This is a genomic window from Dendronalium sp. ChiSLP03b, from assembly GCF_034531165.2.
In the GTDB taxonomy this organism is placed as follows: domain Bacteria; phylum Cyanobacteriota; class Cyanobacteriia; order Cyanobacteriales; family Nostocaceae; genus Dendronalium; species Dendronalium minutum.
On the sequence record NZ_JAVRBR020000016.1, the window covers coordinates 113,773 to 139,690 of the forward strand.

The following is a 25,918-nucleotide window of genomic DNA, read 5'->3' on the forward strand; positions in this document are numbered from 1 at the left end:
GATTTGAAATTTGAGATTTTGGACTGTGTAGAGAGATCGCAGCACTGACTGCTATTGCTTGACATTTTCCAGAACCGCTTTTGCTGCACGTCGTCCGGAAATTGTTGCACCTTCCATACTATCGATGTAGTCTTGCTGAGTATAACTACCCGCTAGAAATAAATTAGGCACTGGTGTCTTTTGGTCGGGACGGTACACATCCATCCCTGGCGCTTCTCGGTAGAGAGATTGAGCCAATTTCACCACGCTATACCAAGTCATATTTAGCTCCCGTGACGAGGGGAAGAGTTCATGGACTTGCTTGAGGATATGCTGAGCGATCGCTTCATTACTTTGTTTAATAAATGGATCTCCTGGTGTCAGCACTAACTGCAATAATGACCCCTGTCCTGGACGATAATAATCACTAGGGCTAGTCAAAGCCAGATCCGCAAAACAAGAAAAATCAGCATCGGCGGTATACAGCAAATTATCTATACCCACCGCACGATCTAGCTGTTTGCGTTTTTCTTCATCTTGCAGTTCTGTCACCCAACCATCGAATCTCAGTTGCACTGTGGCGACCGGCACTGCATCCAATTTGTAAATATTGTCAAATTCTGACCACTTACGCCACTCTTGCGGTAACACACGCTGAATTCCTGGCACATCACAAGCAAAAACATAAGCGTCAGCAGTAATAATTTCTGCTGTGTCACCTTCCGCAACTACTATGCCAGTCACGCGAGTTTTTTCGCTTTCTTCAGTAAACTGAATTTCTCGCACTTGCCGACGAGTATAAATTTTTGTGCCCCTGGCTGCCAAATATTCTAGGATGGGCTTGTGCAGGTATTTATCAGGGGAACCTTCCAGCATCCGCAGTATTGAAGCTTCAGTTCTAACTGCGAAAAACTGGAAAATTGTCAACATACAACGAGCAGAAATATTGTTGCAATCAATAAATCCTAGGGCGTAAGCAATGGGGTTCCACATCCGTTTGATGCTACCTTCACTACCACCGTGACTGCGGAACCAGTCAGCAAAGCTGATTTTATCTAAGTCGCGGATGGTTTTCATTGCTCCTTTGAAATCTACCAACCCACGAACGATGGGGCTGGTACCCAAGGCGATCGCATTTTGCAATTTATCCTGTAAAGAGAGTTGAGAAGTCGTAAAAAATGCTTTTAACCCATTAAAAGGCGCACCTGTGAAGAAGCGAAAATCTAAAGCACCAGTACGTCCCCCTTTGTTGATAAAAGTGTGGGTATGTTCTTTAAGCCGTAAATTCGACAACCCTCCCACTTTATTCATCAAGTCGAACAGTTCGTAATAGCACCCAAAAAATACGTGCAACCCCATTTCAATATGGTTGCCATCTCCATCAATCCAACTGCCGACTTTACCACCAATAAACGGACGGGACTCAAAAATCTGGACTTCACAGCCAGCATCAGCTAAATCTACAGCGGTTGCTAGCCCAGCCAGTCCCGCACCCACGATTGCAACGCGCATTCCGTCCTTCCTTTTCAGTTTCTTTACAGATTGTAACTGGGTTAGTGTCGGAATTTGCTACTTATATCTAGCCCACCATTATGTAGATGCACAATATTGGGGATGTGTAGATGCACAACAGTGCTATACCTTTTGGTAATAAATTGGCTTTTTAATCCTGATGAATGGATGGGCTTATTACTTATGCAGTTGTATTTGCCTACACAAACTTTAGCCTATGACGGTGAACTAAAAAAGGATTATCGGTATTTCTTTGTTTGTAAAAACAATGAGTTGTGACGCTATAAAAACACCTCCTTATCTACTGGCTTCCTTGCTATCATCGGATACAGGTAATCCTCTAATCAATTCACGAATCACATCGGTTGCGGGTCTACCTGTCTGCTGACAATATTTTTCCAGTTTCTCTGCTTCCTGTGCTGCTAAGTTCACAGTTATACGTTTCACGGCCCATTTTTTATTAGTCATTATCATGTTATGTGCTGTGTGTTAACATCATCAAAAAAGACAACTAACTCCAGATGAAGACGATAAGATTATCAGAGTTTGTGTCAAGAAACAAGCAACGCCACTAATACTAAAAACGCCTGCTTTGTCTAATTGTTCATCATTTTCCAAGAAAATATAAGGATGGGATTACTATTGTGACAGGAAAGATACTCAACTTTCACACTATAAATACATTGACCTCCGCATTAATTCACCAAAGGTTGACATTTAAATTTTATAAATGAATTTGAGATACCTCCTATTCACTCAAACAAGATTTACCAAATTCTTCTTTATCAAAGGCATTTCACCTTCTTTACCATCTAAGGTTACCTAACACCTCTAGAGGAAACATATTCTATCCCAAGACTTGAGAGTGCTACTTGGTAGGCATACCAACGTGGTATATATATGGTGAGCAATCACCTTAAAGTATCTACCTGTGAACACGATCTCCAGAGAGGAAAGTATTTTTGCTTTCATCTGATTAGTGTCATAGAACTGGATAACAACCACATCAATGGCTATGGTGTACCGTCAAACCTTGGTTATTTTTTCCTGTTGTCTCCACATCTGCACTGCTTACTCTAGTCCATAGGTTAGGAAACACCTGTTCTGTATAGACTGCTGTTGCTATTTGCTCAAGCACATCGCTTTCCTTGGCTATTCTTTTTATTAGATCCAAGTGTTTAGATGTAGATATCCAATGTTTTTGGTATATCTTCAAATAATTACCTGCTATTTGCCGCATATTAATTAGTTTGAGGTGAATGCCTTGCTTCTGAACTGCCACAAAATAGGCATGGTTTAGCTATGTTATCGATTTTTATAAAAATTATCCTAAAATATTTGATGATATTTTGGATTATTTTTATCTTTTCATTGGGAATATTAAGGCTTTTCAACTCAAGGTATCATTCCTATTTTTATCGTATTCATTCACATACTTTCTGTGTAAATATTTTTTCGGACATTGCTAATGTATAACTTTGTCTTTATCTTGAATTTCTATATCTAAAATCTCTTCAAACTTATTGTCTCAAACTCCTTAATTATGAAAAATATTAGCAATTAGCAACTTTCCTTCTCTAGAAGTATTTGCTGTAATTTTTATGTGTACGGCTATTATAACCACGATTTACATGCTTTAAATAATCTTTATTCAGGAGTTATTTAATATGATTATTGTTCTTTATAAAAAAAACATAAAGAAAAAGTTATCAAACTAAAATTTTGATTAAAATTTTTGACAAACAACAAACATAATCAGCAAAAAATGCTTGGCATAACAAGAAAATATTTCAGTTAACTCGATTACTATAGAAAAACTAACCTTTTATTAGTTTTATGTTGGCTATTGTGCAGCCTTATATTCACTTTCATTTAACTGGACAGTTATGGGAAAAACATGAAAATATACTTACTTCATGAAGTTTCGGTAAAGTGACACCAATTTGAAAAATGATTGCGACATATAGATTTACATAATCCAGATGCACTAAAGCGATTTCTAATCATGCCAGTTGCTCATGGGGAGACACTGCATTGCGCGGGTTAAGAGCGTTGGCACGCTTTGCGCGGCTTCCCGACAGCAAGTCTCGTCGGCTCTGCCGACTTGTAGATGTGTGCTGCGCGGTTTGACAAAAGCTTTTTTTGGTAAATCTTTGAGTTTAAGATTTGTCACAGCGTCGGTTAATGCTAAAAAACCACAGATTGATAACAAATAAGGGCGATTTGAGTAAATCTGTGGTGATTATGCAGACTTTTATTCCAATTGAAGCTGGGGCATAAGTTGGAGAGTACCTATCCCTAAGTCTTTAGGTGAAAGCGATCGCGCCTCAAACAAAGCCATCATATCGCGTGGCTGAGGATTACCACGAGCAGATCCTGTAAGTCCTTTAGCGATAATTAAGCCACAGTATCCTTTGGTATTTTTACACCGCTGATTCCATTTTTTGCGGGCTTCTACGTGAATTGGGTCATCATCTAAAAATTCACCGAAGAGAAATAATTCGCCATTTTGAGTTTGCAACAACCCTAAGTCGTAGCGATCGCCATCAAAAGGATCGGCACCTGGATTAAAGCAAATTGCTTTCAGTCCACCAGCGGCCTCAATGTTTTCAATTACAGTTTTAGCTTTGGGACGGGAAGTTTGAATCAAAATTACAGGCAATCCGTCACCCACATGTTGGATTTCACAGACTTGATGATAAGTTACTCCTTGACGCAAGTACTCCAGCATTTCCCAAGACACCACTCCCAGACTGAGGAAAGAATCTTCGGGTATCAAATCATCTCGCAGGGAACGGAACTTCGGGGAGACTTGCTCGCCCAATTCTGGTTCTCGGACACCAAAGCCTGCCATTTCTTCTAATTCTGTTGCCAATTGCGGCATGGTAGAGACAGTCACAGAAACTGACTTGGTGGCTTCATGTAATTCAGGCAGAGAAATGCGATAGCGACGACTAAGGCTAGGAAAAGTGCCTTCAAAAAGTTGGCGGCGACGATCGCGGATAAAGCGACTAAGACTTTCTAGCGCCACGAAGACAACCAGCGCTTCTTCGTCATATAAAACAGACCTGAGTCCTTCTAAAGGGTGGATATTGCCAAAGGTTGGCTCAATTTCCGACAACGGCAGATCTGCTAAATCGCTAACTGCATCTTCATCTTCGTCAGTGTCATCTGCACGCTCAAAGGTGAGAAACAAGCAATCTTGTTTCAAGAAAGCTTCTTCTAAAAGCCCTTGGGGTTCGTCATCCCGTAAAACCGCTGCTCGAAACTGCTTAAGGGAATCTTCTGAGCGATAAAACAAAATCCCGTGTTCCATCCCCAACATTCCCATTACCGAGGCGTAGAGTGTACCAACATCCCACTTATTAATCTCAATTGACAGGATTTGGTGTTCTTCCAAAAATTCCCAAGGCGCTGCTTGCCAAATTGTATAGGCTTTATCTCGTAAAGCTTGTGCATACTGTGGTGGTAAATCGGGGATTTGACTATCGATGATTTCGGCAAACCCACGAAACAGTTCATCAATCAAGGGCAATTCTGGTGTGTAGTCAATAGCAATGTCCAAATCTTGCAGCACCCCACGCAAGTAGAATTGAATCTCGCGGTCTTTGACCACAATTTTTTGGGGTCTGGCGGGTTTGGCCGGACTGTGGGGATGTTCCATCGCTCGCATTAAGGTGCGAACAATTGCTTCTGGTCCTGTTTCTGGAGCTACCACGTCCATTCCTCGGACGATGCCTTGTGAGCCATCCACCCAAAGAATACATTCACCCTTTGCCTCTGAGTCGGAATGCTGGGTGTGCGATGATGACATTGGACGACGATCGCCCTCCCATACAGAAGGAATTTGAGTAAGTTTCTTCAACCGACGACTGGTAGAGCGATTAAAACTTGTCATAGAGTAAGTTAACCAAAAGAAGCAATTTTGGAAGTAGAGCTTTGGAAATGGCTAGCCTCGGATGAAATTTGCCTGACTGCACCTGAAGAGTGGTTGCACCTCAGGCTGGAACTCCGAAAATACCGAATCTCTAAACACACCGAGTCTCTCAATTCTAGAATAAAAATCTTTGGCTGCTTTTAACGGAGTGTTTACAATTTGGCAATTAGCAACATCAATGTCGCTAGAATAAAAACAAAAACCCAAGGGCAACCTCGGGACATTGATATGCTTAAATTAGCTACTGGTTAAACTACTTAAGGAGTTGAAAAAGCAGATGACACAAGCAACTCAGCCTCAACAACGCGGTATTCAGTTGAGCGAAGCAGCTTTACGCCAAGTAAAGTTCCTCCGGGACAAGCAAGGCACAGACTTCTGCTTACGAGTAGGAGTACGACAAGGTGGCTGCTCTGGAATGTCTTATATGATGGACTTTGAGGATGCCAGCAAGATCGCTCCTCAAGATGAAGTTTTTGACTATGATGGCTTCAAAATCGTTTGCGATCGCAAAAGCTTACTTTATCTCTATGGCTTAATGCTTGATTATAGTGATGCCATGATTGGTGGCGGCTTCCAATTCACTAACCCCAACGCGGCTCAAACTTGTGGTTGCGGCAAGTCATTTGGGGTGTAATATTGTCAGTTGTTATTTGCTGTTGACCACTGACTACTGACCACTGACTATTGACCATTAGCTAATATTTTATGACTCAAACAGTTGAATCCCTGTTTGACACAGGTTTGGAACGTTATAAAGCTGGTGAAGCAGCGGATGTTTTAATCCCTGTGTTTAAAGAAGTATGCGATCGCGCTCCTAAAACTAGTTCCGCTTGGATTTGTTTGGCGTGGCTGTATATGCTCGACAACCAATCTAACTTGGCTTACAAAGCTGCACAGAAAGCTGTAAAGTTAAATCCACAAGACCCACAGGCTAGGGTTAATCTTGCTGTAGCTATGCTAGAAACAAGTCAAAAAGGCATACGACAACACATTGATTTTGTCAAGCAGTTAATTTTTGTTAACCCCGAATGGCGGGATGAAATACAAAACAGTATTGAAGATGGTTTAAGCAGAAAACCAGATTGGCAGAGTTTAGCGAAAGTCAAAAACTGGATATTTGAAGAGTAATTGGGGACTAAGTAAGATGGGGGAAAGGTAAGCCAGCACGGTCTTGGGGAGGCAGTGCGGTGAACGGTTTCCCCGGCATAAACCACAGCAGGTGGTTTATGCTCCACTTTCTTCATGAGAGAACCCCCGCAACAGAGTGTCTCACCGCAGTGGCTTCCCATGAACGATTGGCGTTAGCGAAGCGCTAGCAACGCAAGAGCTTCATCCCGGAGTGGTTAAAGGAAAAGGGTAAGAACTCTGTTTAATTCTTTTTCTCCTTACCCTTTAGCTCTTACCTAAGGCGAAGCTTTCCCCCTTACCCTTTTCCCAATCCCAACTCCCTATTCCCCGATTTTTAGTCTCTTTATGAAAGATAAATTTTTAAGCTGGCTCAATCTAGTTTTAGTTGCTGATGTATTCTTAGTTTTGTTCGGTTTTGGCTGGTTAGCGATCGCGGCGATTGGTGATGCTGCCGGAATAAACCTAGGTCTGGATTTATGGCATCAACTCTGGCAACCTGTATTTAACCCGGCTATTGGCATTCTTATGGGTGGTGCTATTCTTAGTGGTCTGATCGGTTGGATTTCGAGAAAATTTCTCACTGATTAGTCAAGAGTTAAAAATAAAGTTTAGCGACTTCCATAGAATAAGTTGTCTACCGTTCCAGTTAACCGCTGAATACCTAGCTTCAGCCTGCCGCCCTGGATAGATGAAATCGCAATACTTGCAGTTACAACTACTGACAATAGATATTCCCATTGCAATCCCTGAGTAATAACTAAAGAGATGGCTAATGCGATCGCCAAACGCTTGTTCAACTTTTCTATCGCATACATAGGACATTAAAGGTTGGGGGTGTACTTATCTTCGATATTGCGGAGACGGGACAAGTCTCAGCTGCAACCCCAACTAGAGGATTCACTGAAGGAGAAGACTGTATAGTACTGCTTGAAAAAGAAGAGGATCGAGAGCAAGAAACGTTAACCCGTCAGATTATTAGTTTTCGGAAGGTAGGTAAACACTATAGAAGGGATGACGAATTACAGCCCCTGCTATTGTATAAACGTATATATGTGGTGCAAGAACTTAGTCAGTTAGGCTTCCAGGTTCAAACAATCCGTAGTTATGGGCAGTACCAGTTGCGTCAAGTTAATGTAGCATTTATTGCATCTAAAGCGGCATAAGCTGACAGACAGAGTAAAAACTGGGCTACTAATATTTCAGTTTAGCTATAAGCTCCACTTGGAGAAATCCCAAGACCCTTACAGGTGAAGCTCAGTCGTCGCTACTGCTAGCGCTAACGACACTTCCTACTCTGCGGGAAGGCGTTCCGCCTACAACGGAGGAAACCCTCGCAACAGAGTGTCTCACCGCAGTAGCTCCCCTTGTGAGAAACTCGCTAATGACAGGAACTATCAAGACGGAGACTACTTCACCGGATTGCTTTAGGAATTATGAATTGGTATTAGATTTCCACACTTACTGGAGATTTTTTATGAAGCTCTACTACGTAACTTTAAATAATACAGATGAAGCCCGTCAAATTGGTCGAGCATTGCTTGAGCAAAAGCTAGCAGTGTGTGTCAACTGGTTTCCTATTACCTGTGCTTATAGTTGGCAAGGAGAAATTACAGAGGAACTAGAAATAGTGCTAATTGTGAAAACTCAAGATGGCTATGGTGCTGAGATTGAAGAACTAATTCGGCAACACATTAACTACACTAACTTTATTGCAGAGATTTCACCCTCAGCTATCAATCAAGGATTTCTAGGTTGGTTGAATGCTGAAGTTCCTCAAAGAACACTACAAACTAATTCGTAATTCATACTACAAAAAATGCTTATACATACAGAAGACAATACATTCTTTCCTAATTTGGGATAAGATATCTTGGAATTATATGCAACTATTTGAAACTAGTGAGCCTTTTGACTACATTGCCTTGCTAAGTCTTTAGCACAGGAGTTTGCTCAGACAGCGGTGGAAAGAGATGCTAAAGGGGGAACGCCAAAGTCGGAGCGCGATCGCTTGTGTTAAAGTACCCTAATGAAACTCCTGATTTTCAAGGAATACGGCGGACTGGGCGAAACTTGGATTACTACACTCAAAATCAATCGTGAATTTCCTAGGGTTGATAGTTCTATTGCTCACGTCTTCTCTTACCTCCATCTCAGTGTGGTGATTCCACACATCTTCAGGGTGACAAGGGAGAATAACTCTTGACAACTGACAACTAAACTATCAACCGATGTTTAAATGACTAACCAAACTATTCGTGTGGTCGCTCGTTTAATTGCTTTACCTGAAAAAGTAGAAGAACTCAAAGCTGTACTTATAGAACTGATTGAACCAACCCGACAGGAAGCAGGTGTGATTAAGTATGAACTTCTACAAAACCAGTCCGATCCAACAGACTTCACTTTTGTGGAGGAATGGACTTCTAATGAAGCCCTACAGGCTCATCTAGACTCACCTCATCTCCAAGCGGGAGCAGCCAAACTAGAAGGTTTGGTGGCTGCTGCACCGGACATTCGCCGTTACCATCTTTTGGCATAGTGCAAAATTGACTAAGAACAATTTAGGAGTCAGAATAAATCCCATATAATTGCCTCCTTCTATCTAAAATCCTAATATTGAAGCGATCGCTCCAGAATCGATGCAGCAATCTGAAGTATGTTAATCCTCAGGGATTAGTCTAAATTCAGAGTTGCAAAATCCATGTGCCAATTACTAGGAATGAATTGCAATGTTCCAACGGACATTTGCTTTTCTTTTGAAGGGTTTTCTGCACGGGGAGGAAAAACCGATCATCATAGTGATGGTTGGGGCATTGCTTTTTTTGAAGGAAGGGGGTGTAGGTTATTTTTAGATGAAAAACCCTCTATTACTTCTCCGATCGCAGAGTTGGTGCGATGCTATCCCATCCACTCTACCCATGTGATTGCTCATATCCGCAAAGCCACCCAAGGAGAAGTTGCCTTACACAACTGCCATCCCTTCCGCAGAGAACTTTGGGGAAGGTATTGGGTATTTGCCCACAATGGCAATTTACCTGAGTTTGAGCCAGAAAATATGGGTTTCTATCAAGCTGTGGGTAACACTGATAGCGAAAAAGCATTCTGCATGATGCTAGAAACCTTACGAGAACAATTTCCTGAAGGTAAGCCTACCCTAGATAAACTATATTCTGTCCTGCGTAAAGTAACTGATAAGCTAGCATTACTAGGTATTTTTAATTACTTACTATCGGATGGAGAACACTTTTTTGCCTATTGTTCAACTAAACTGAGCTATATTGTGCGTCAAGCACCTTTTGCTGCTGCCCATTTGATTGACCAAGACATGACTGTAGATTTTCGAGAGGTGACTACTGAACGCGATCGCGTCGCTGTCATTGCCACTACTCCTCTCACTGATAATGAAGTTTGGACTCAGATTCAACCAGGAGAATTGCTAGTTTTTCAAGATGGTTTGCCGCTAAAATATGCGTTCACTTGATAATGAGTGTAGGTTGGCTAGAGTTTCTTTATCCAACCTACGCTTTTTTGTTTTCACTTTAAATCAAACAATGACTTGAATGCTAGAGCTATTACTGTAATTAGAAAAATCCGGCACAACCACATATTACTTACTTTAATGGCAATGCGCGAACCAACTATTCCACCAATAAACATAGTAATACTAAGATTTTGATATTGATAGTTACTATTTATTTAATTACATGAATGTATCAAAAGATAAAATAATTGACAATTTTTTTGAGCTTATAAATGATAAATAAGCGATCGCACTAGCAGGCAAATATGATGCTTAAACTACCTTGGTAAAACTATTGCTTGGATTTTAAGTCAAGATATTCCAGTAAAAATAGCCTGTCTTTAACAACTAGGACAGTAGCTATTTCCCAGTAAGTTATTGAAATGCACAATAGCTCAATTGTGATGACAACTTGATACTTGCAAGTAAAAGTATTTTTCATTGCCCAGCAAACTGGTAAAATCTGCATATTCTCGATAGAGAATATGAAGTTATTATCTTTTGTTTGCTATTTGATACCAGCAATCATCTATTACCGTAAACTGAATATAACAGTATTCCTATCGATGAACAGTAAATAAAGAGGAGAAAACGCAATGACTTTGTGGCACCGCTCACTGAAAATATTACAAGCGATAGCTCAGCAGAGATCGTATAGATTCAGACTGAACTCATTCAAAGGCTTTGTATCACTTGCACTAGTAGGAGCTATTTTGAGTGTGGCGCTTGCCGCCTGTGGTGGCAATGAAGCTAATTCTTCTACTGAAACACCTAATGCTAGTCCTGTTTCTGCTAGCAAGCAGAATGTTGAATTAACGCTGGTTTCCTTTGCCGTTACTAAAGCTGCTCACGAAGCCATCATTCCCAAATTTGTGGAACAGTGGAAGAAAGAACATAACCAGACTGTCACCTTCAAGCAAAGCTATGGCGGATCTGGTTCTCAAACTCGTGCTGTCATCGATGGTTTGGAAGCGGATGTTGTTCACTTGGCATTGGCTGGAGACACCGAAAAGATTCAGAAAGCTGGACTGATTGAGTCAGGATGGGAAAAAGAAGTCCCCAATAATGGCATCGTTTCTAAATCTGTAGCAGCAATAATAACTCGTTCAGGCAACCCTAAAGGTATCAAGACCTGGGCAGATTTAGAGAAAGACGGGGTAAAGCTAATTACCGCCGATCCCAAAACCTCTGGCATTGCTAAGTGGAATTTTTTAGCACTTTGGAACTCAGTAATCAAAACTGGTGGCGATGAGGCTAAAGCTACTGAATTTGTCACCAAAGTTTACAAGAATGTACCAATACTGACTAAAGATGCGCGCGAAGCGACTGATGCATTTGCCAAGCAAGGTCAGGGAGATGTATTGATCAACTACGAAAACGAAGTGATTCTGGCACAACAAAAGGGCGAGAAAGTTGACTATGTTGTTCCTGAGGTGAACATTTCTATCGATAATCCAATTGCCGTAGTGGATAAGAACGTCGATAAGCACGGTACTCGTGAAGTTGCTGAAGGTTTTGTTAAATTCCTCTATAGTCCAGAAGCACAGCAGGAATTTGTAAAATTGGGATTCCGACCAGTGGATGAGAAATTAGCCCAAACAAAGGAAGTTACAGACAAATATCCCAAGGTGAAAACTCTGGGTATAGTACAAGACTTTGGTGGATGGAGTGAAGTTGATAAGAAGTTTTTCGCAGATGGCGGTATTTTTGACCAAGTTCAAGCCAAAATCAAACGTTAATTAGCCATTAGGGGCGCAAGGTCTTGCGCCCCTACAGTGAGTGGCCAGTAGACAAAGAAACAACTGACAACTAACAACTAACAAAAACTTCTTTTGAATTTTCAAGCTTGAATTTTTAGCTATGACCATATCCCCTACTATAGAAGTTGAAGGTAAAACTCCGGCTTGGAAAGCTTTCTTGCGCCAGTTGGTACGGCTTCCTTGGACTTGGCGAATTACATTGATATATCTAACAGTGATGTTATTTCTCCCCATAGCTGCTATGTTCCTGAAAGCAAGTACGGAACCTCCAGCTAGATTTTGGGCGATCGCTACTAGTCCGATTGCCTTAGCAACCTACAATGTCACCTTTGTCACCTCAATATTTGCTGCTCTACTAAATGGGGTATTTGGTACTTTAATTGCTTGGGTTTTGGTGCGCTACGACTTTCCCTTGAAACGCTTGGTTGATGCCACAGTCGATTTACCCTTTGCCCTACCAACTTCAGTGGCAGGTTTAACATTGGCAACAGTTTACAGCGATAACGGCTGGATTGGTTCACTATTAGCACCTTTAGGAATTAAGGTATCTTTCACCCGTGTGGGTGTTGCGGTAGCAATGATATTTATCTCACTGCCATTTGTAGTGAGAACTGTCCAACCCGTACTTCAAGAAATGGAACATGAAATTGAAGAAGCTGCCTGGTGTTTGGGTGCTTCTCAATGGCAAACCTTCTGGAAAGTGATTTTGCCGCCTTTATTTCCCACAATTTTGACTGGTATTGCCTTGGGTTTCTCGCGTGCAGTGGGGGAGTATGGCTCGACCGTGATTATCTCTTCCAATACGCCTTACCAAGATTTGATCGCACCTGTGCTGATTTTCCAACGTTTGGAGCAGTATGACTACTCTGGCGCGACAGTAATTGGCATAGTTCTACTGTCAATTTCATTGGTGCTGCTTTTAGCAATTAACTTCTTACAAGCATGGGCAAGACGATATGACAGTAGATAAGCCAAGTTTTCACTCAACAACTGAGACGAATACAAGTACAGCCAAACCCAAACAGAAGAGTTGGATACCAGCACTTTTGATTGGGATAGCGATCGCTTATTTAGCCCTGATTCAATATATCCCTGCTCTCAACGTTTTTATCCAAGCTTTCAGTAAGGGAGTTGGGCCATTTTTGTCCAACCTGAGCCGACCTGCATTTCTTCATGCAGCTTGGCTGACGCTGATCCTGGCTGTGATTGCCGTGCCTTTAAATACAGTATTCGGACTGTGTGCAGCTTGGGCGATCGCCCGTCACAAATTTCCAGGACGCGCCGTAGTCTTAAGTATTATTGACCTGCCCTTTTCAATTTCCCCTGTAGTGGCAGGATTAATGATTGTACTGCTCTATGGACGGAATGGGTGGTTTGGCCCTTGGCTCCAGGCACATGACATCAAGATTATCTTTGCCTTTCCAGGTATGGTGCTAGCCACGGCGTTTGTAAGTATGCCCTTTGTAGCCCGCGAAGTCATTCCAGTTTTGGAAGAGTTCGGCAAGGATCAAGAAGAAGCTGCAAGAATTTTAGGTGCTAAAGACTGGCAAGTATTTTGGCGGGTTACCTTGCCCAGTATTCGCTGGGGCTTACTATACGGTTTGATTTTGACTAACGCCAGAGCAATGGGTGAATTTGGGGCGGTTTCAGTAGTATCTGGGAACATTGCCGATCAAACCCAGAGCTTACCACTGTTTGTCGAGGACGCTTACAAACAATATGAAACCGAAGCTGCCTTCTCAGCAGCTGTACTGTTGGCACTGCTAGCAGTAGTAACCTTGGTGCTGAAGGAGATTCTGGAACGGAAGACCCGCATTAAAGATGTCGATTAAGTAAGAGATTGAGTATTGGCTATTGGGAAAACTCTTCCCCAGTCCCCACTCCCCATTTTCATTGGAAGTGACAATTATGGCTAGTGACAATACGCTTACCCATAAACGAATTCGAGTCAGGATTCCCAAAGACTATCACCAGGAACCTGTCATTTCTCGCCTAGTGTCCGAGTATGGTTTGACTGTGAACATTACTGCGGCAATTCTGGGAGCCAATGCCGTTGGAGATGGTTGGTTCGATCTTGAGTTGCAAGGAACAGATGCACAAATTCAGAGTGGACTAACCTATCTCTATGACTTAGAACTAGAAATTTGGGATGACACCAAAATAGATGATTGGTGAAAAACCAGTTTGCATATGTTCATACTAATGTCATGAAATTGCAATAGTTTTGTCAAATTCTTGTGTGATAGTTAATTCGGGCTAAACAATATGCTCTGCAACAAGGTGGGACTTCCTACCTTTTACTTATTTCACAAAAACTATCATCACATAGCTTGATGAATAGTAAATTTCTCCAGTGAACAATCATGTGGCTAATTAAGCGAAAACCCCAGTATTTTCAGGGGTTTTTTCCTTTTAAGCATCCTTCACAATTTATTTTCTTCTGATTGATTGCAGTCAAAATAAAAAATGCGTAAGTTCTAGCGTTATGAAATACTTTTTAAGTCGATATTAAGATGGCATTTGGATTGGCGTGACTAGCCATAATAAGTATAGACTACCAATTTATGGTTTGGAATAACAAGAATCTCTCCTTCGTCTTTGGTGGAGTAGTAGCTTCCTTTTTTAGAAGCAGCCACAAGAATTTTGGACAACAGTGAGCTACTTGCACCCGAACAAGATAAACCTGGCCAAGAGCCTTCACTCGTCCATGAATCGGGAACTGGTGTTTCTTTCCACGAGCTATAGGTGTAGTAGCGCTCTTTGCTTTTTCTTGAATAGATAACGTCGTTAAAAAAATCAAGCCCTTCGCGGTCAATGGCATCGGCAGTTGCATTTGATAGTCGAAATATAGCTGCGCCACAACCCTCTCGAAAACCAGTCTCACCGCCAATTTGTATAGCGTAGTGGCATGGCAAGGCTAAAATGTTGCATTAAAAATCTCTGAAAAATTGAAGTTTAGACACATAATCGAATTTTTCTATTGCACTACTTTAGCCTTGACACGCCAGTAGGTTACGTCAATTTTTGCGGGAATACTCCCACTATACCAATGGTATTGAAAAGCTGACCATAATACATATACAGTAATAATTATTGAGATAATGATTTTTAAAAAACTTTTCATTATTCAGGCAAAGGAGTTGAACAATTCAAAGCTAACCTCCTATGGTAGCAAAACCTTCCGTTTCGTCTACTCATTAATCTTATTAAGCAGCATCAATGAAGTTAATGGGACTTAGACAAAAAGTAATCAGAAAAAACCTCAAATTTATATACACAAAGACTTTGACATCGTTAAGCCTAGTTTCTTAATATATCTTGGTTTCAAGCATTTTTGAGACTTTGGTATATTTTCCTTGCCCTGCATGGATTTGAGGCTTGTTTATGCCTTAAAAATGTTTAAGTCCCGTTAACCTTATCTCCATGCTAAGTTAGAACTAAATTATCTCGGTGAACGACTGTTTCTGCACCGGCATAGCCTAAAATCGTGGGAATTTCTCTGGAGTGACAGCCGCGAATTTTTTGCAATTCTTCGCTGCTATAGTTCACAAGTCCTCTGGCAATTTCGTTACCACTGCTGTCACACAATTGCACAGCGTCTTGAGTGTCAAATTCTCCTTCTACTGCTTTTATCCCAGCTGCCAATAATGATTTTCCAGCCTGTGCGATCGCAGCGATCGCACCTGGATCTAAATATAACTTTCCAGCAGGCACTAAACCGTAAGCTATCCAACGTTTCCGGGCAGAAGTTGGTTCAGGTTGCGGTTCAAAGTGAGTACCAAGTAGTTCCCCTTGTAAAATTTTGTCAATATTGCGAGGAAACCGCCCTTGTGTAATTACAGTCCGCACTCCCGCAGCGATCGCAATTCTTGCAGCAGATATTTTTGTCACCATACCGCCAGTACCCCATTGAGAACCCTGAGAGCCTGTTTGTACCTGTAATTGCGCTAATTCTTTAATGCTACTCACCAAAGCGATCGGCTGGGCATCCGGTACAGAACGGGGATCGGCTGAGTACAGCCTATCTACATCTGTGAGCAAAAATAGCCAATCTGCTTGTACTAGGCTGGCTACCAAGGCTGAGAGGGTGTCATTGTCGCCAAATTTCAGTTCGTCCACCGCTACCGTATCATTCTCATTCACTACGGGGATTACTCCCAGTGCTAGCAGTTCCCGAAAGGTGTTGTAAACGTTGAGATAGCGGCTGCGTTGAACTAAATCGCTGCGAGTCAGTAAAACCTGAGCAATTGGCTGTTGCAAGGTAGTAAATAAATCGTCATACACGCGCATTAATCGTCCTTGCCCTACTGCTGCTACTGCCTGTTTAAGAGCGATCGCTTTTGGACGTTCGGTTAAGCCTAAGCGCGCACAACCCACCCCCACAGCACCAGAAGACACCAAAATCACTCGATGACCTTGCTGTCTCAAATAACACAGCGTTTCTGCTAAGGTAGCGATCGTGGAAAGTGCTAGTTGTCCAGTTTCTGGTTGAGTAAGGCTAGAAGTGCCGATTTTGACGACAATAGTTTTGGTCATTGGTTATTAGTTAGTGGTCAGTAGCAACGGACAACTATCTAAAAAATTGTAAAGCGCCAGTCCCTCTATAATGAAGGCTGACGCTTTACGTGTTTATATTTATTTTGTATGAGCTAGGGTCTTTTATCGGCTGACCCCATGTTATTAATACTTATGATCCCCGATTTTTGCATGTCAGTAGGATTTCTTAATCATTTTTTTAGATTTACTTTCCTGACGATTTGTCAATGTTTGTGAATTTTGTTTTGTTCAGGAGTGATAGACGCTCCCAAGAATTCTGAGATCCAAACTTCAAAGTTCCTTATGGGATGGGAACGCAGGGCAACATCCGGATGGACGATTGGTTCGACCAAAATAGTAAACATCCCTAGGCGATTACCTGCTAAGACATCGGTAAATAAGCGATCGCCTACCATCGCTACTTGCTGCACTGGCAGATTCATCGCTTGGAGTGCTGCTCTAATTTTGCGTCGCGAAGGCTTGGCTGCACCCAAGTAATATGGCAGGTTAAGAGAGCGGGCAATTCCACCGATACGTGCTTCACTGAGATTATTGCTCACCAAACACAGATCTGCAAATGAACGGATTTGCTCCACCCATTGTTTTAGTTCTGGCGAAGCTATCCCTACTCTCATCGGCACTAAAGTTTCATCTACATCCAACACTAGTCCCTTCAGCCCGTATTGTTGGATAATATTTGGTGTCAGGTTCAACACTGAACCCTCTAATATCAAGTTAGGCTGTAAGAACTTGTTCCACGTCATAAGCTTATCTGCACAAGCAACATTGACTGAGCAGCTATTTGACAGCTGCCCAAAGCCTATTTAAATATAATTAAAAATTTTAATTTTTAATTATTGATTTTATTCAACTTCATTAAAAAGGTGTTCTTCTAAAAGTGGTTGGACTTCGCGGAACTCCTCTGGAGACAGCAATACTGGTTGACCTGTTTTTGATATCCGTGCAAAAAACAGAAGTGGATCGAGGGGAGTATAAATGGCATACTCCTGGTCTTCAAAATAGAAGCTAGCAAGTAGCTGTAATTGCTCTGGCTCCAAATCTGCCTCTTCGTCTTCGATTTCGAGGGTAAAAAGTTCTGACTCTTCCACAGATGGTAAATCACCTGCAACCGTGAGAGCATAGGCAGTGTTCTTGACGATCAAGTTTTGCTCAGCTAAGACAGCTTGAGCAGTGCCAAAAATCCGCTCAATGACAGCATCATCGTCCACTAGAATTGCTTCTTCTTCCTCTTCTTCACCTTGCCAAGCAAAAATTTCTATGGGTGAATCTACAGGAAGCAGTAAAACATATTCTTGATCGTCAACTGAAAGCGAATGCTCAATATAACATTCGAGAGTTCGCCCTGTATCATCGCTCAAGGTGATAGTACCTGCATGAGCGCGATCGTTATCTTCAGGAAATGGAGAGGAAAACATAACCGACTTGTGAAACTTTATAAATATCAGCAGATGTGAAAATCGCTTTACTGTTTAATGACAAATTATGCCAAGCAAATAGCTTCAGACGGAAATACAACTACTGGGTAATAGCTTTCAGAATATCACGTTAAAACGTATCAATATTCTATAGCTACTACGGGCCTTTGGAAATTGGCTCGTCTTGTATCCAGCCATTGTTGCAAAATTAAAGATGCTGCCTTACGGTCAATCAATCCTTTATTGCGTGATGGAGAACGGTTTTCAGCTATTAACAGTTGCTCTGCTTGAAATGAAGTTAATCGTTCATCGACATATTCCACAGGCAGTTTCAGAGCTTTAGCAAGTCTCGTGGCAAATTTTTGCACTTGACGGGCTTGAAATCCCAAAGAGCCATCCATCGAATAAGGCAACCCGATTACTAGGACTTGCACCTGACGCTCGTTAACTATTTGTCTTATTTGCTCGACATCTCTTTCAAAAGTGGTGCGTTCAACTGTGGTAATACCTGTAGCAATCAAACCAGTGCGATCGCACCCAGCCACACCAACCCGCTTGCGCCCCACATCTAACCCCAACGCTGAAATAAACGGCTTTGGTTGCTCTTGGGATGTCACATTAGTTCTCCTGCTTTACATCTGGTGAATCAGACTGGCAAGATACTTCCTGACTACAGTTTTTACTAAAGCTAACGGATTCCGGCTTGGTTGGCACAGTTCTATCTGATGGTGGTAGCTGCCTTGGTGGTGCCCATGACATCCCACCCGGTATCGGTTTACGTGCTGGTTGCAGTCCTTGTAGTACCTCAGTCCACTGAATTCCTTCTAGAGAGACAAATTTCGACTCTCGCAGTTTGTGCCAAACTGAGCGAGACATAATCAGCGTATGTTCTATGCGTTTTGCCCCAATACGTTCTAAATACTCTTCTCTTTCTGCTTGGTAGTCTGACGAAGCCAATTGCAACCCTTGCTGGGGAAAATCTTGAGCAATACGAGCTAGTTGTGAGAGCAACTCTGGATACAACCAAGTATAAGCAGGGTGAACCGTCAGTGTTGCCACGTGAGGAGTTTCACCTTTGCGGTCAAGTTGCACCTGAAAGTAACCTATAGCTGCTTTACGCTGGGGTTCAAACACGTACCCACTTACCACTTCTGTTTTAGTTACCCATTGCTTGACGGCATCAGTTAAAGCACCAAACAAACTGGTTTTGAAGTCGCGGGTGTTGCGATCAAACACCTGACGCACTAAAGGCGGCATTGAAGCTGTATCTAGTTGATATAGCAACTGGGCATCAGCATTACTTACTGGTAATAGATTGGGTAAATCTGGCTCTGATTGCGCTAATTCAGTCAACAATTTAGGTTCAATTTCCCAATATGTCATTTCTGCCAGACGCTGAAATCCATTTTGTCGATAAAGTGCCAGTGCCTCTTTGTCATTAACATTTACTTCTAATAACCAAGTCCGAGCTTCTAAAATCGACTCAAAGCAATAGCGTAAAAGTTGCGAGCCAATTCCTTGCTTATCGGCAGCACGATCGAGCTTTACCTGGTCAACCCGCCAAGTACTGCGTGTACGGTTAAACGGCGACACTTGAATCATTCCTAGAAGCACACGCCCTTGCTCTGCCACATAGGCACAGAAACGATACTGTAATGGGTTGGGGAACCAACTCAAAAATTTGAGTAACCCATACCAGCGACGCAGCCCTTGCATCTGGCGTATGTCGAAGCTATCCCTCTCTTCAGAAGTGGGAGCTTGTGATGACTCTTGAGTTAGTCGCTCAAGTCCATCCAGATCCCGGTATTGGACTGGACGGATGACAACACTGAGATTTCGAGGAAGTAATGAGGTCATTTTGATTCGAGCTGCCATTTAGCCCTAACTAACTGCTCTTGGGAGGAACTGCTGCAATCATCTTAACGGCTTTCCACTCCTTGCTATTGCTCCAAAAGGGTGATTTTCGTAGCTTTAATCGTTAAAAAACCAGAAAAAGCAGAATTGATGAGTACGCCGTTGGCGTTGACACGACAATATCTGCTTTTATTTTATTTTAATTTTAATTAAAATTTGTATATCCTATAGCCCTTGCCGAGAAATTAGCTTCTCAAAGTTGGCTTGGGTCTGATGGAGTAATTGTTCTCGACTATCTTCAATTGTGTGCTTTAGGGGTGGAACCAGATTGCGAGCTTGTAGAGTCATGTGAAGCTGTAGATGGGCAACGTATTCACTGAAATCTTCATTTGGTGCAACTGTGCCCGTTAATAAATTTGATTCCATTGCCACTGCGTTCTCCTTTACTAATCTTGTACGTTTCTTCACATCGTTAAAACTTATCACGTTGTTTTGCTGAGCTTCTCAATTCGCAACGAAGTTTAATGGTTGTTTAGGAATGCTCAGGAGCTAATTGCCTGACTGTTGGCAAAGCCGACCATAGTCGCCTCAAGTAGGGAAACGCTTGACGCTCGTAACGCTCAAGGACTCGCTAACACCACGATACTATCTCCCCAATGCAGTAGCTCCCTGAGACCGCGCTGACTAACCTGCGGAGGGTTTCCCTTTCCAAAGTTGCCACAACGCGGGGAACCCACGCAAGGCACTTTTCTTCGCAACGCTGTCTCACCTTGTTCCCATTCCCTTTGACTAAACTTTACCCGAAACCTCAGTAGCTATATCCATCCCAGGCAACGGGGAATGTGTAATCTGAAAATAAGGGTAAATCATAATTATCGCTACGAGTTTCTTCATCCAGTACCTTGACGACTTTGTTATAAATATCTTCTGCGTGTTGTGGGGAATCACCGATGCTGGTTAATCCCAATTTACCAAACTGCGACAGACAACCCATAAGGTGAAACACCGTGCCTGTTTCTGTCCCGCTGTCAAAGTGTAGCCTGTGGTGAGCGATGATATCCATCAAATCGTTGGGTAACAATCCCCGATAGCGGTCTTTTTGCAGGTTGTCAGTGGCAATATAATATTTAGGCCGCCCTTGCTGACTGTAAAATAACCCCGTAGAAAGGTCATAGCGACCGTTAGTTAATAATTTCAGGGTCATGAAAGGATGAGTAGTGCCGCCCTTACGCAGGTTAATTTCGATCGCCTGAATGTCCCACTCTTTATTACCTTTGTCAACAGTAATAAAATCTACTCCAAATCGCTCTAATGCCCCTTTTTCTGCCAGTTTTCTGCCAACTTGTAATCCCAATTGTTGCAATTGCAACCGATAGCTTTCATCCGCAGGAAATCGGCAACCTAGATAAATTTGCCCGTCTGGTCCTCCGAGAATTTGGTCGTGGGTTGAGAGTATTTCCACTTCGCCTGTGGGTGTGATGCGTCCCTGCACGCTGGGCGATCGCTTGATTTCCCCTTCCACAAATGCTTCTACAATTGCCCCTAACTCTGGAATTCGTCCGGCAAAATTCGTCCAAGTCTCTTGTTTGGCTTGGAAGCGGAGACTTGAAAAGCGATCGCTGATTGCTGTTAATCTTTGGGCAGGAGAACCTTGACCTGGTGCTAAATCCATAATCGGTCTTAAATCTAACAGTGCATTCCCTTCTCCAGATATGCCTTCGTTAAGTTTTACTACCATCCGTTGTAATGTCGGCTGGCGTTCCCACAAATCACAAGCTGCTGTTGCTAAATCTTGCTGATTCCAAACCCTCGTGCTGCCATCTGGATAAGGAACTCTACTTTCTGCAAAGATTTGCCGACTACCACTTTTTGTCCCCCAAATTTGCAAATCTGGTGCCGCCGCATACAATGGCACATTTAATTGTAAAGACAATTCTGCTTCCAAAAAGGTGGCGTTGTAGCACACCATAAATGATTTTTCTAACCTCAAAGCTTGGCGAATCCGTTCTGTCAATCTAGGACGTTCTAAAATCTTTTCGCTGAGGGGCTTGAGGGAAGAATCGTAAGTCGAAAGTAGCAGCAAGCGATTGCGGGCATGGGAAAATGGAATTCCAGGCAAAAGTTGTAAATAGTAATCAATAATACTGGGATGAAGTGGTGTTGATGTGACATAAATCAACCTAGTGCGAGGATTCCGCAAGCGCATCAAGGAAAAAAGTAATCTTTCTTCATAATGTTCGCAGCCTTCAATTTTTTGGAGTTCGCGCTGGTCAATACTCAGGGAGGGAATGACAACTATATCTGCCTCACTATTGTCGAATAGCTCGATGGTTTTCCAACGAGCGCGTAAAGTTAATTGAAGATGGCGAAACTTATCAACATGCTCTAACTCGGAAACATTTATTGTCACCATAATCCTTGCCCTGTAACGATCCCAACACTAATTTACTACTTTGGTATGTGCTAAAAAAGAAAATTTAAATTATGATGCGGTTAATGTACAGACTTCTTTGGCTGCGGACGTTAGCAATCCTCTTCTGCCATAGTAGGTATTTTTTTAATTAATGTGTTGTCTATGTACCTAAAGTAAGATAAAAAGTTATAAATATGATGATCTTGGCAACATAGGACAGTTTATCTTTAAAACTGTAAAAAGTTTTGTAATTCTGTAATAAAGGCATACATAGATATTTTTATGTATAGAGATATTGCATACAGACTTTTTGTTTGAGTTACTTGGGCAATTCCCTTCTAGAATAAAAACATTATCTGCAAAATTTATTACTAAAATTGCTAAACCTGGGGGGAGTGTTTATGAGCCGTCCAATAATTCTTGGTATTGTTGGTGATAGCGCCGCTGGAAAAACAACACTAACTAGAGGAATTGCTCAGGTACTCGGCCCAGAAAATGTCACACTCATCTGTACAGATGATTACCACCGTTACGATCGCCAGCAACGAGCAGAAATCGGAATTACTGCCCTCCACCCTGACTGCAACTATTTAGATGTTATGCAGCAGCACCTATCGTTGCTACGGACAGGACAGCCAATTCTTAAGCCAGTTTACAGCCATAAAACAGGTACATTTGAGCCACCACAGTACATCAAGCCCAACAAATTTGTAATTATTGAAGGATTACTGGGTTATTCTACCCGTGCTGCTCGTGATGCTTACGATGTTAAAGTTTACCTTGCACCGCCCGAACCACTACGAGCTAAGTGGAAAGTTAAACGAGATACCCAAAAACGTGGCTACACTGCCGAACAGGTGTTAGCGGAATTAGAAAAGCGCGAACCAGACTCAGAACAGTTTATCCGTCCGCAGCGACAATGGTCGGATATAGTGGTGAGTTTTTATCCTCCCACTGAAGAATCCGATGAAACCAATGGACATTTGAATGTGCGGCTAGTATTGCGTCCAACAATTCCCCATCCAGATTTTACTCCGATTATCAATTTGACCAACGATAATTCTGATTCGGCAATCCGCCTGGCACTAGATCGAGATATGAATAAGCCCGTAGATGTTTTGGAAGTTGATGGTCATGCCTCCTTAGAACAGGTGAATAAGCTAGAGCATATTATGTGTTCTGATATGCCCTACTTAAGAAATATCTGCGATCGCGAAAGTAATCCCGAACTTGGCAAAATTGCTGGCACAACAGGGGAAACAATCCAAAGCTATCCTCTTGCTCTTACCCAGTTGATTGTCACCTACCATATGCTCAAGGCAACACAAATCTACCAGTAATAATTCAAAATTCTCAATAAAACAATGGGCGATACTGGATTTGAACCAGTGGCCTCTCCCGTGTGAAGGGAACGCGCTACCCCTGTGCTAATCGCCCATGAGCGTTTAAATTAACATATCTTGCATTGAAATACAAGAGCAGAGGGGCAAAGGAGCAAGGGAGATATAACTCCTAACTCCCAACTCAGCACTCCTAATCCCCTTGAGGATACTCGTCCCACAAGGTTGTAACTTCACGTAAACTTTGGTGATTGCCATTACCTAAAATCAGATGATCTAGGAGTGGAATACCCAAAACCTGCGCCCCTGATAGCAGTTGGCGCGTCAATTCAATATCTTCTTGGCTGGGTTCTAGATTACCCGAAGGATGATTGTGGGCAACTATTACTCGCGTTGCTCCTTGACGAATGACTTCCCGAAAAATATCACGAGGAGACGCTAAAGTTTCAGTAGCTGTGCCAATCGTAATTACTTGCGTGCCCAGCAAGCGGTTCTTAACGTCTAAAAGTACTACAGCAAATCGTTCTTGTGTTTGCCACATCAAATCCTGACTGAGTGCAGCCGCAGCAGCAACTGGGCTATCAATGGGTGTACGGTCTAAAGGACGGGATTGGAAAGTGCGTTTGCCCAATTCAATCGCCGCTAGGATAGTTGTTGCTTTCGCTGGGCCAATACCAGGAATTTGCATTAATTCGGCTGGGGTAACTTCTCGCAGAACTGCCAATGGGTCACGTTGATGTTTGCTCAACTCCTGCAAAATATATTGTCCCAAGCCTACAGCGGAAAGTTTTCCCGGACCTTGACCAGTGCCTAGGAGAATTGCAATTAACTCAGCTGTGGCCAAGATTTTTGGACCGTGGGTCATTAATCGTTCGCGTGGACGCTCATTTGTAGGTATGTCGGCAATTCTGAGGCAATAGGTCATAGAACAACTACGAGAATAGTCACCAAATATGGAACTATCTTTAGTTATCCCTTGTTTGCTGTCATAATCATTTTTATTTGAGAAATTTTTAATTTCTGCAAATTTTCACTTTAGCTACATTTTTACAAATGTGCGATCGCTGGGTATTATAGCGACGCAAGAAATACTTAACTGAACTGTATTGGACTATAAAATTTGCAAAACAACTAGTGTCATATCATCAGTGTTTTGCTGCTCAGAACCGACGAATTGCTGAACTTGGTCAAATAGGTAATCTACAATCTCCTGTGGTCCACTGTAGTAGCTGCAAGCCACGCTGAAGGCGGCAACAAAGTTTTCTTCATCGAAGCGATCGCCACTTGCGGCAGCAGCATCAGTTAATCCATCTGTATAATAAATTACTGTATCTCCATGCTCTAACTGTGCCTGGGCATCTTCGTATTGGCTATTAGCATCTAAGCCAATCAACATTCCTAATGTATCCAATCGGGTGACAGTTTTTGTTGCTGCGTGCCACCACAAGGGAGGATTATGTGCTGCATTACTGTAAGATAAAATCCGCGTCTTGGGGTTGTATTCTGAGTAAAACAACGTCACAAAGCGGTGTGAATTTTCCAAATCCGCATACATGACTCTATTCAAGTTTTGCAGAATTCCAGCTGGGGAATTGCCATGTAATACTTCTCCCTTGAGCATTCCCCGCATCATCGTCATAATGAGCCCTGCGGGGACACCTTTACCCATGACATCCCCAATTACCAAACCCCAGCGACCAACTTCTTGACTAACTTTGCTATGTAATTGAATTTGATTGTGATTGGTAGGAATAAAGTCGTAGTAGTCTCCGCCAACACGATTAGCAGGTTTACAGCGTGCAGCTAGAACTGCGCCAGGAATATTAGGGCATTGACGTGGTAGCAGCCGTCGTTGAATTTCTGCTCCAATTTCTAGCTCTTGGTCTAGGCGTTCCTTTTTCCTGAGTTCTACAGCCAATTCATCGTTTTCAATCGCTACTGCTGTTTGATCTGCTACTAACCGGACTAATTTTTGCCTAGTATCTGTCCAACTATATTCCGGATCGCGGCTCAAGACATAAAGCCACCCCCTTTCTGTATGTTTTACCAGAATCGCCGTGCCAAAAATTTGTACATCTGGCCCCAAGTAGCGATGCATCTGATCGTCCAACATCCCAGTGGCGGTTGCTAAAGGAGCTGTATTGGGTAAAAAGGTGATTTGACTGCTAGCCGTTTCTAATGCTTTGCGGATATTTTTGCGCTGACGACTATCCTGCCAGTGTAATTGCTCTAACCTGACTTGTCCATTTGGTTTATAGAGAAACAGAGCGCTACCATCCGCGTCTGTGACTCTTGTTGCCATCAGCGGAATCAGCTCTAAAAACTGATTTAAATTATTAAAGCTTCTGAGGGCAAATCCCAAAGAACTCAGCAAATCTTGAATTTTGTTCTGTTCTCGGTGTAGCCTGGACACAAGTTCTTTTAGTGCTACGACTGGTGTGACATCCGTCGCGGCACTACTATTACTATCAGTGGGTTGAGAGGGCAGTTGAGACACAGTACCGAT

28 protein-coding genes and 1 tRNA gene are annotated in these 25,918 nt (G+C 42.4%); 12 read left to right on the forward strand and 17 right to left on the reverse strand.

Going from position 1 to position 25,918, the window contains the following annotated elements; genetic code table 11:
- Positions 1-51 precede the first annotated feature (51 nt).
- The 5 genes from zds to RMY31_RS03725 form a co-directional block, all read right to left on the reverse strand.
- Positions 52-1,491 carry a 9,9'-di-cis-zeta-carotene desaturase gene (zds, locus tag RMY31_RS03705; protein WP_322656927.1) on the reverse strand — a complete coding sequence of 480 codons (1,440 nt, stop codon included), beginning with the start codon at positions 1,489-1,491 and terminating at the stop codon, positions 52-54.
- A 297-nt stretch (positions 1,492-1,788) separates the two neighbouring features.
- The gene (locus RMY31_RS03710; RefSeq protein ID WP_322656929.1) at positions 1,789-1,965 is read right to left on the reverse strand and encodes a CopG family transcriptional regulator; all 177 of its coding nucleotides are present in this window, start codon (positions 1,963-1,965) and stop codon (positions 1,789-1,791) included.
- Between the two features lie 532 nt (positions 1,966-2,497).
- Positions 2,498-2,773, reverse strand: coding sequence for a hypothetical protein (locus RMY31_RS03715; RefSeq protein WP_322656930.1), 276 nt, complete (start codon positions 2,771-2,773; stop codon positions 2,498-2,500).
- A gap of 717 nt (positions 2,774-3,490) precedes the next feature.
- On the reverse strand, positions 3,491-3,664 hold the full coding sequence (locus RMY31_RS03720; RefSeq protein WP_409877246.1) for a hypothetical protein: 174 nt from the start codon (positions 3,662-3,664) through the stop codon (positions 3,491-3,493).
- Positions 3,665-3,745: 81 nt separating this feature from the next.
- The gene (locus RMY31_RS03725) at positions 3,746-5,389 is read right to left on the reverse strand and encodes a DUF6930 domain-containing protein (protein ID WP_322656932.1); all 1,644 of its coding nucleotides are present in this window, start codon (positions 5,387-5,389) and stop codon (positions 3,746-3,748) included.
- Between the two features lie 316 nt (positions 5,390-5,705).
- Between RMY31_RS03725 and RMY31_RS03730 the strand changes: the two genes are divergently transcribed.
- The 3 genes from RMY31_RS03730 (at position 5,706) to RMY31_RS03740 (ending at position 7,144) form a co-directional block, all read left to right on the forward strand.
- Positions 5,706-6,062 (forward strand): iron-sulfur cluster assembly accessory protein, encoded by a 357-nt coding sequence (locus tag RMY31_RS03730; protein WP_322656933.1) that lies wholly within the window; start codon positions 5,706-5,708, stop codon positions 6,060-6,062.
- Positions 6,063-6,133: 71 nt separating this feature from the next.
- Positions 6,134-6,556, forward strand: coding sequence for a tetratricopeptide repeat protein (locus RMY31_RS03735; RefSeq protein ID WP_322656934.1), 423 nt, complete (start codon positions 6,134-6,136; stop codon positions 6,554-6,556).
- A 345-nt stretch (positions 6,557-6,901) separates the two neighbouring features.
- Complete coding sequence (locus RMY31_RS03740; protein ID WP_322656935.1) at positions 6,902-7,144, forward strand: hypothetical protein; 243 nt, start codon at positions 6,902-6,904, stop codon at positions 7,142-7,144.
- Positions 7,145-7,164: 20 nt separating this feature from the next.
- Here RMY31_RS03740 and RMY31_RS03745 read toward each other — a convergent pair whose 3' ends face one another.
- Positions 7,165-7,371 carry a hypothetical protein gene (locus RMY31_RS03745; RefSeq protein WP_409877249.1) on the reverse strand — a complete coding sequence of 69 codons (207 nt, stop codon included), beginning with the start codon at positions 7,369-7,371 and terminating at the stop codon, positions 7,165-7,167.
- Between the two features lie 659 nt (positions 7,372-8,030).
- Between RMY31_RS03745 and cutA the strand changes: the two genes are divergently transcribed.
- The 8 genes from cutA to RMY31_RS03785 all read left to right on the forward strand — a co-directional run bounded on the left by cutA (position 8,031) and on the right by RMY31_RS03785 (position 14,008).
- Complete coding sequence (gene cutA / locus RMY31_RS03750; RefSeq protein ID WP_322656938.1) at positions 8,031-8,357, forward strand: divalent-cation tolerance protein CutA; 327 nt, start codon at positions 8,031-8,033, stop codon at positions 8,355-8,357.
- Between the two features lie 225 nt (positions 8,358-8,582).
- Positions 8,583-8,759, forward strand: a complete 177-nt coding sequence (locus RMY31_RS03755) for a hypothetical protein (RefSeq protein ID WP_322656939.1) — start codon at positions 8,583-8,585, stop codon at positions 8,757-8,759.
- A gap of 33 nt (positions 8,760-8,792) precedes the next feature.
- On the forward strand, positions 8,793-9,092 hold the full coding sequence (locus RMY31_RS03760) for a putative quinol monooxygenase (protein WP_322656940.1): 300 nt from the start codon (positions 8,793-8,795) through the stop codon (positions 9,090-9,092).
- Positions 9,093-9,254: 162 nt separating this feature from the next.
- Positions 9,255-10,034 (forward strand): class II glutamine amidotransferase, encoded by a 780-nt coding sequence (locus RMY31_RS03765; protein WP_322656941.1) that lies wholly within the window; start codon positions 9,255-9,257, stop codon positions 10,032-10,034.
- A gap of 635 nt (positions 10,035-10,669) precedes the next feature.
- Positions 10,670-11,812 (forward strand): sulfate ABC transporter substrate-binding protein, encoded by a 1,143-nt coding sequence (locus RMY31_RS03770; RefSeq protein ID WP_322656942.1) that lies wholly within the window; start codon positions 10,670-10,672, stop codon positions 11,810-11,812.
- A gap of 121 nt (positions 11,813-11,933) precedes the next feature.
- Positions 11,934-12,803 (forward strand): sulfate ABC transporter permease subunit CysT, encoded by an 870-nt coding sequence (cysT, locus tag RMY31_RS03775; protein ID WP_322656943.1) that lies wholly within the window; start codon positions 11,934-11,936, stop codon positions 12,801-12,803.
- On the forward strand, positions 12,790-13,665 hold the full coding sequence (cysW, locus tag RMY31_RS03780) for a sulfate ABC transporter permease subunit CysW (RefSeq protein ID WP_322656944.1): 876 nt from the start codon (positions 12,790-12,792) through the stop codon (positions 13,663-13,665). Before cysT ends, cysW begins: the two co-directional genes overlap by 14 nt.
- Positions 13,666-13,741: 76 nt before the next feature.
- Positions 13,742-14,008: an NIL domain-containing protein gene (locus RMY31_RS03785; protein ID WP_322656945.1), complete on the forward strand. Its 267-nt coding sequence runs from the start codon at positions 13,742-13,744 to the stop codon at positions 14,006-14,008.
- Between the two features lie 359 nt (positions 14,009-14,367).
- Here RMY31_RS03785 and RMY31_RS03790 read toward each other — a convergent pair whose 3' ends face one another.
- The 8 genes from RMY31_RS03790 to RMY31_RS03825 form a co-directional block, all read right to left on the reverse strand.
- Complete coding sequence (locus RMY31_RS03790; protein WP_322656946.1) at positions 14,368-14,748, reverse strand: hypothetical protein; 381 nt, start codon at positions 14,746-14,748, stop codon at positions 14,368-14,370.
- A 511-nt stretch (positions 14,749-15,259) separates the two neighbouring features.
- A complete protein-coding gene (proB, locus tag RMY31_RS03795; RefSeq protein ID WP_322656947.1) occupies positions 15,260-16,369 on the reverse strand; it encodes a glutamate 5-kinase in 1,110 nt (369 codons plus the stop codon).
- A gap of 224 nt (positions 16,370-16,593) precedes the next feature.
- Positions 16,594-17,133, reverse strand: coding sequence for a YqeG family HAD IIIA-type phosphatase (locus RMY31_RS03800; RefSeq protein WP_322656948.1), 540 nt, complete (start codon positions 17,131-17,133; stop codon positions 16,594-16,596).
- Positions 17,134-17,232: 99 nt separating this feature from the next.
- A complete protein-coding gene (locus RMY31_RS03805; protein WP_322656949.1) occupies positions 17,233-17,805 on the reverse strand; it encodes a DUF3727 domain-containing protein in 573 nt (190 codons plus the stop codon).
- A gap of 140 nt (positions 17,806-17,945) precedes the next feature.
- A complete protein-coding gene (gene ruvX / locus RMY31_RS03810) occupies positions 17,946-18,422 on the reverse strand; it encodes a Holliday junction resolvase RuvX (RefSeq protein WP_322656950.1) in 477 nt (158 codons plus the stop codon).
- 1 nt (position 18,423) lies between these two features.
- Complete coding sequence (locus tag RMY31_RS03815; protein WP_322656951.1) at positions 18,424-19,680, reverse strand: GNAT family N-acetyltransferase; 1,257 nt, start codon at positions 19,678-19,680, stop codon at positions 18,424-18,426.
- Positions 19,681-19,884: 204 nt separating this feature from the next.
- Positions 19,885-20,085 carry a hypothetical protein gene (locus RMY31_RS03820; RefSeq protein ID WP_322656952.1) on the reverse strand — a complete coding sequence of 67 codons (201 nt, stop codon included), beginning with the start codon at positions 20,083-20,085 and terminating at the stop codon, positions 19,885-19,887.
- 382 nt (positions 20,086-20,467) lie between these two features.
- On the reverse strand, positions 20,468-22,072 hold the full coding sequence (locus RMY31_RS03825; protein WP_322656953.1) for a peptide ligase PGM1-related protein: 1,605 nt from the start codon (positions 22,070-22,072) through the stop codon (positions 20,468-20,470).
- A 401-nt stretch (positions 22,073-22,473) separates the two neighbouring features.
- On the opposite strand from RMY31_RS03825, the gene RMY31_RS03830 reads away from it, so the two are divergent.
- The gene (locus RMY31_RS03830; RefSeq protein WP_322656954.1) at positions 22,474-23,412 is read left to right on the forward strand and encodes a phosphoribulokinase; all 939 of its coding nucleotides are present in this window, start codon (positions 22,474-22,476) and stop codon (positions 23,410-23,412) included.
- Between the two features lie 25 nt (positions 23,413-23,437).
- Here the strand turns inward: RMY31_RS03830 and RMY31_RS03835 are convergent.
- The 3 genes from RMY31_RS03835 to RMY31_RS03845 all read right to left on the reverse strand — a co-directional run bounded on the left by RMY31_RS03835 (position 23,438) and on the right by RMY31_RS03845 (position 25,909).
- A tRNA-Val gene (locus RMY31_RS03835) sits at positions 23,438-23,509 on the reverse strand.
- 96 nt (positions 23,510-23,605) lie between these two features.
- Positions 23,606-24,337: a RadC family protein gene (radC, locus tag RMY31_RS03840; protein WP_322656955.1), complete on the reverse strand. Its 732-nt coding sequence runs from the start codon at positions 24,335-24,337 to the stop codon at positions 23,606-23,608.
- Positions 24,338-24,523: 186 nt separating this feature from the next.
- Complete coding sequence (locus RMY31_RS03845) at positions 24,524-25,909, reverse strand: PP2C family protein-serine/threonine phosphatase (protein ID WP_322656956.1); 1,386 nt, start codon at positions 25,907-25,909, stop codon at positions 24,524-24,526.
- Between the last annotated feature and the right edge of the window lie 9 nt (positions 25,910-25,918).

Bases quoted from the DNA above. Each gene is read 5' to 3' on its own strand.
- RMY31_RS03710 (WP_322656929.1), bottom strand. From the start codon at position 1,965: ATGATAATGACTAATAAAAAATGGGCCGTGAAACGTATAACTGTGAAC.
- RMY31_RS03760 (WP_322656940.1), top strand. From the start codon at position 8,793: ATGACTAACCAAACTATTCGTGTGGTCGCTCGTTTAATTGCTTTACCT.
- RMY31_RS03730 (WP_322656933.1), top strand. From the start codon at position 5,706: ATGACACAAGCAACTCAGCCTCAACAACGCGGTATTCAGTTGAGCGAA.
- RMY31_RS03725 (WP_322656932.1), bottom strand. From the start codon at position 5,389: ATGACAAGTTTTAATCGCTCTACCAGTCGTCGGTTGAAGAAACTTACT.
- RMY31_RS03805 (WP_322656949.1), bottom strand. From the start codon at position 17,805: ATGTTTTCCTCTCCATTTCCTGAAGATAACGATCGCGCTCATGCAGGT.
- RMY31_RS03755 (WP_322656939.1), top strand. From the start codon at position 8,583: ATGAAACTCCTGATTTTCAAGGAATACGGCGGACTGGGCGAAACTTGG.
- proB (WP_322656947.1), bottom strand. From the start codon at position 16,369: ATGACCAAAACTATTGTCGTCAAAATCGGCACTTCTAGCCTTACTCAA.
- RMY31_RS03820 (WP_322656952.1), bottom strand. From the start codon at position 20,085: ATGGAATCAAATTTATTAACGGGCACAGTTGCACCAAATGAAGATTTC.
- RMY31_RS03765 (WP_322656941.1), top strand. From the start codon at position 9,255: ATGTGCCAATTACTAGGAATGAATTGCAATGTTCCAACGGACATTTGC.
- zds (WP_322656927.1), bottom strand. From the start codon at position 1,491: ATGCGCGTTGCAATCGTGGGTGCGGGACTGGCTGGGCTAGCAACCGCT.
- radC (WP_322656955.1), bottom strand. From the start codon at position 24,337: ATGACCTATTGCCTCAGAATTGCCGACATACCTACAAATGAGCGTCCA.
- RMY31_RS03745 (WP_409877249.1), bottom strand. From the start codon at position 7,371: ATGTATGCGATAGAAAAGTTGAACAAGCGTTTGGCGATCGCATTAGCC.
- cutA (WP_322656938.1), top strand. From the start codon at position 8,031: ATGAAGCTCTACTACGTAACTTTAAATAATACAGATGAAGCCCGTCAA.
- RMY31_RS03815 (WP_322656951.1), bottom strand. From the start codon at position 19,680: ATGGCAGCTCGAATCAAAATGACCTCATTACTTCCTCGAAATCTCAGT.
- RMY31_RS03770 (WP_322656942.1), top strand. From the start codon at position 10,670: ATGACTTTGTGGCACCGCTCACTGAAAATATTACAAGCGATAGCTCAG.
- RMY31_RS03735 (WP_322656934.1), top strand. From the start codon at position 6,134: ATGACTCAAACAGTTGAATCCCTGTTTGACACAGGTTTGGAACGTTAT.
- RMY31_RS03830 (WP_322656954.1), top strand. From the start codon at position 22,474: ATGAGCCGTCCAATAATTCTTGGTATTGTTGGTGATAGCGCCGCTGGA.
- cysT (WP_322656943.1), top strand. From the start codon at position 11,934: ATGACCATATCCCCTACTATAGAAGTTGAAGGTAAAACTCCGGCTTGG.
- RMY31_RS03800 (WP_322656948.1), bottom strand. From the start codon at position 17,133: ATGACGTGGAACAAGTTCTTACAGCCTAACTTGATATTAGAGGGTTCA.
- RMY31_RS03825 (WP_322656953.1), bottom strand. From the start codon at position 22,072: ATGGTGACAATAAATGTTTCCGAGTTAGAGCATGTTGATAAGTTTCGC.
- RMY31_RS03740 (WP_322656935.1), top strand. From the start codon at position 6,902: ATGAAAGATAAATTTTTAAGCTGGCTCAATCTAGTTTTAGTTGCTGAT.
- RMY31_RS03785 (WP_322656945.1), top strand. From the start codon at position 13,742: ATGGCTAGTGACAATACGCTTACCCATAAACGAATTCGAGTCAGGATT.
- cysW (WP_322656944.1), top strand. From the start codon at position 12,790: ATGACAGTAGATAAGCCAAGTTTTCACTCAACAACTGAGACGAATACA.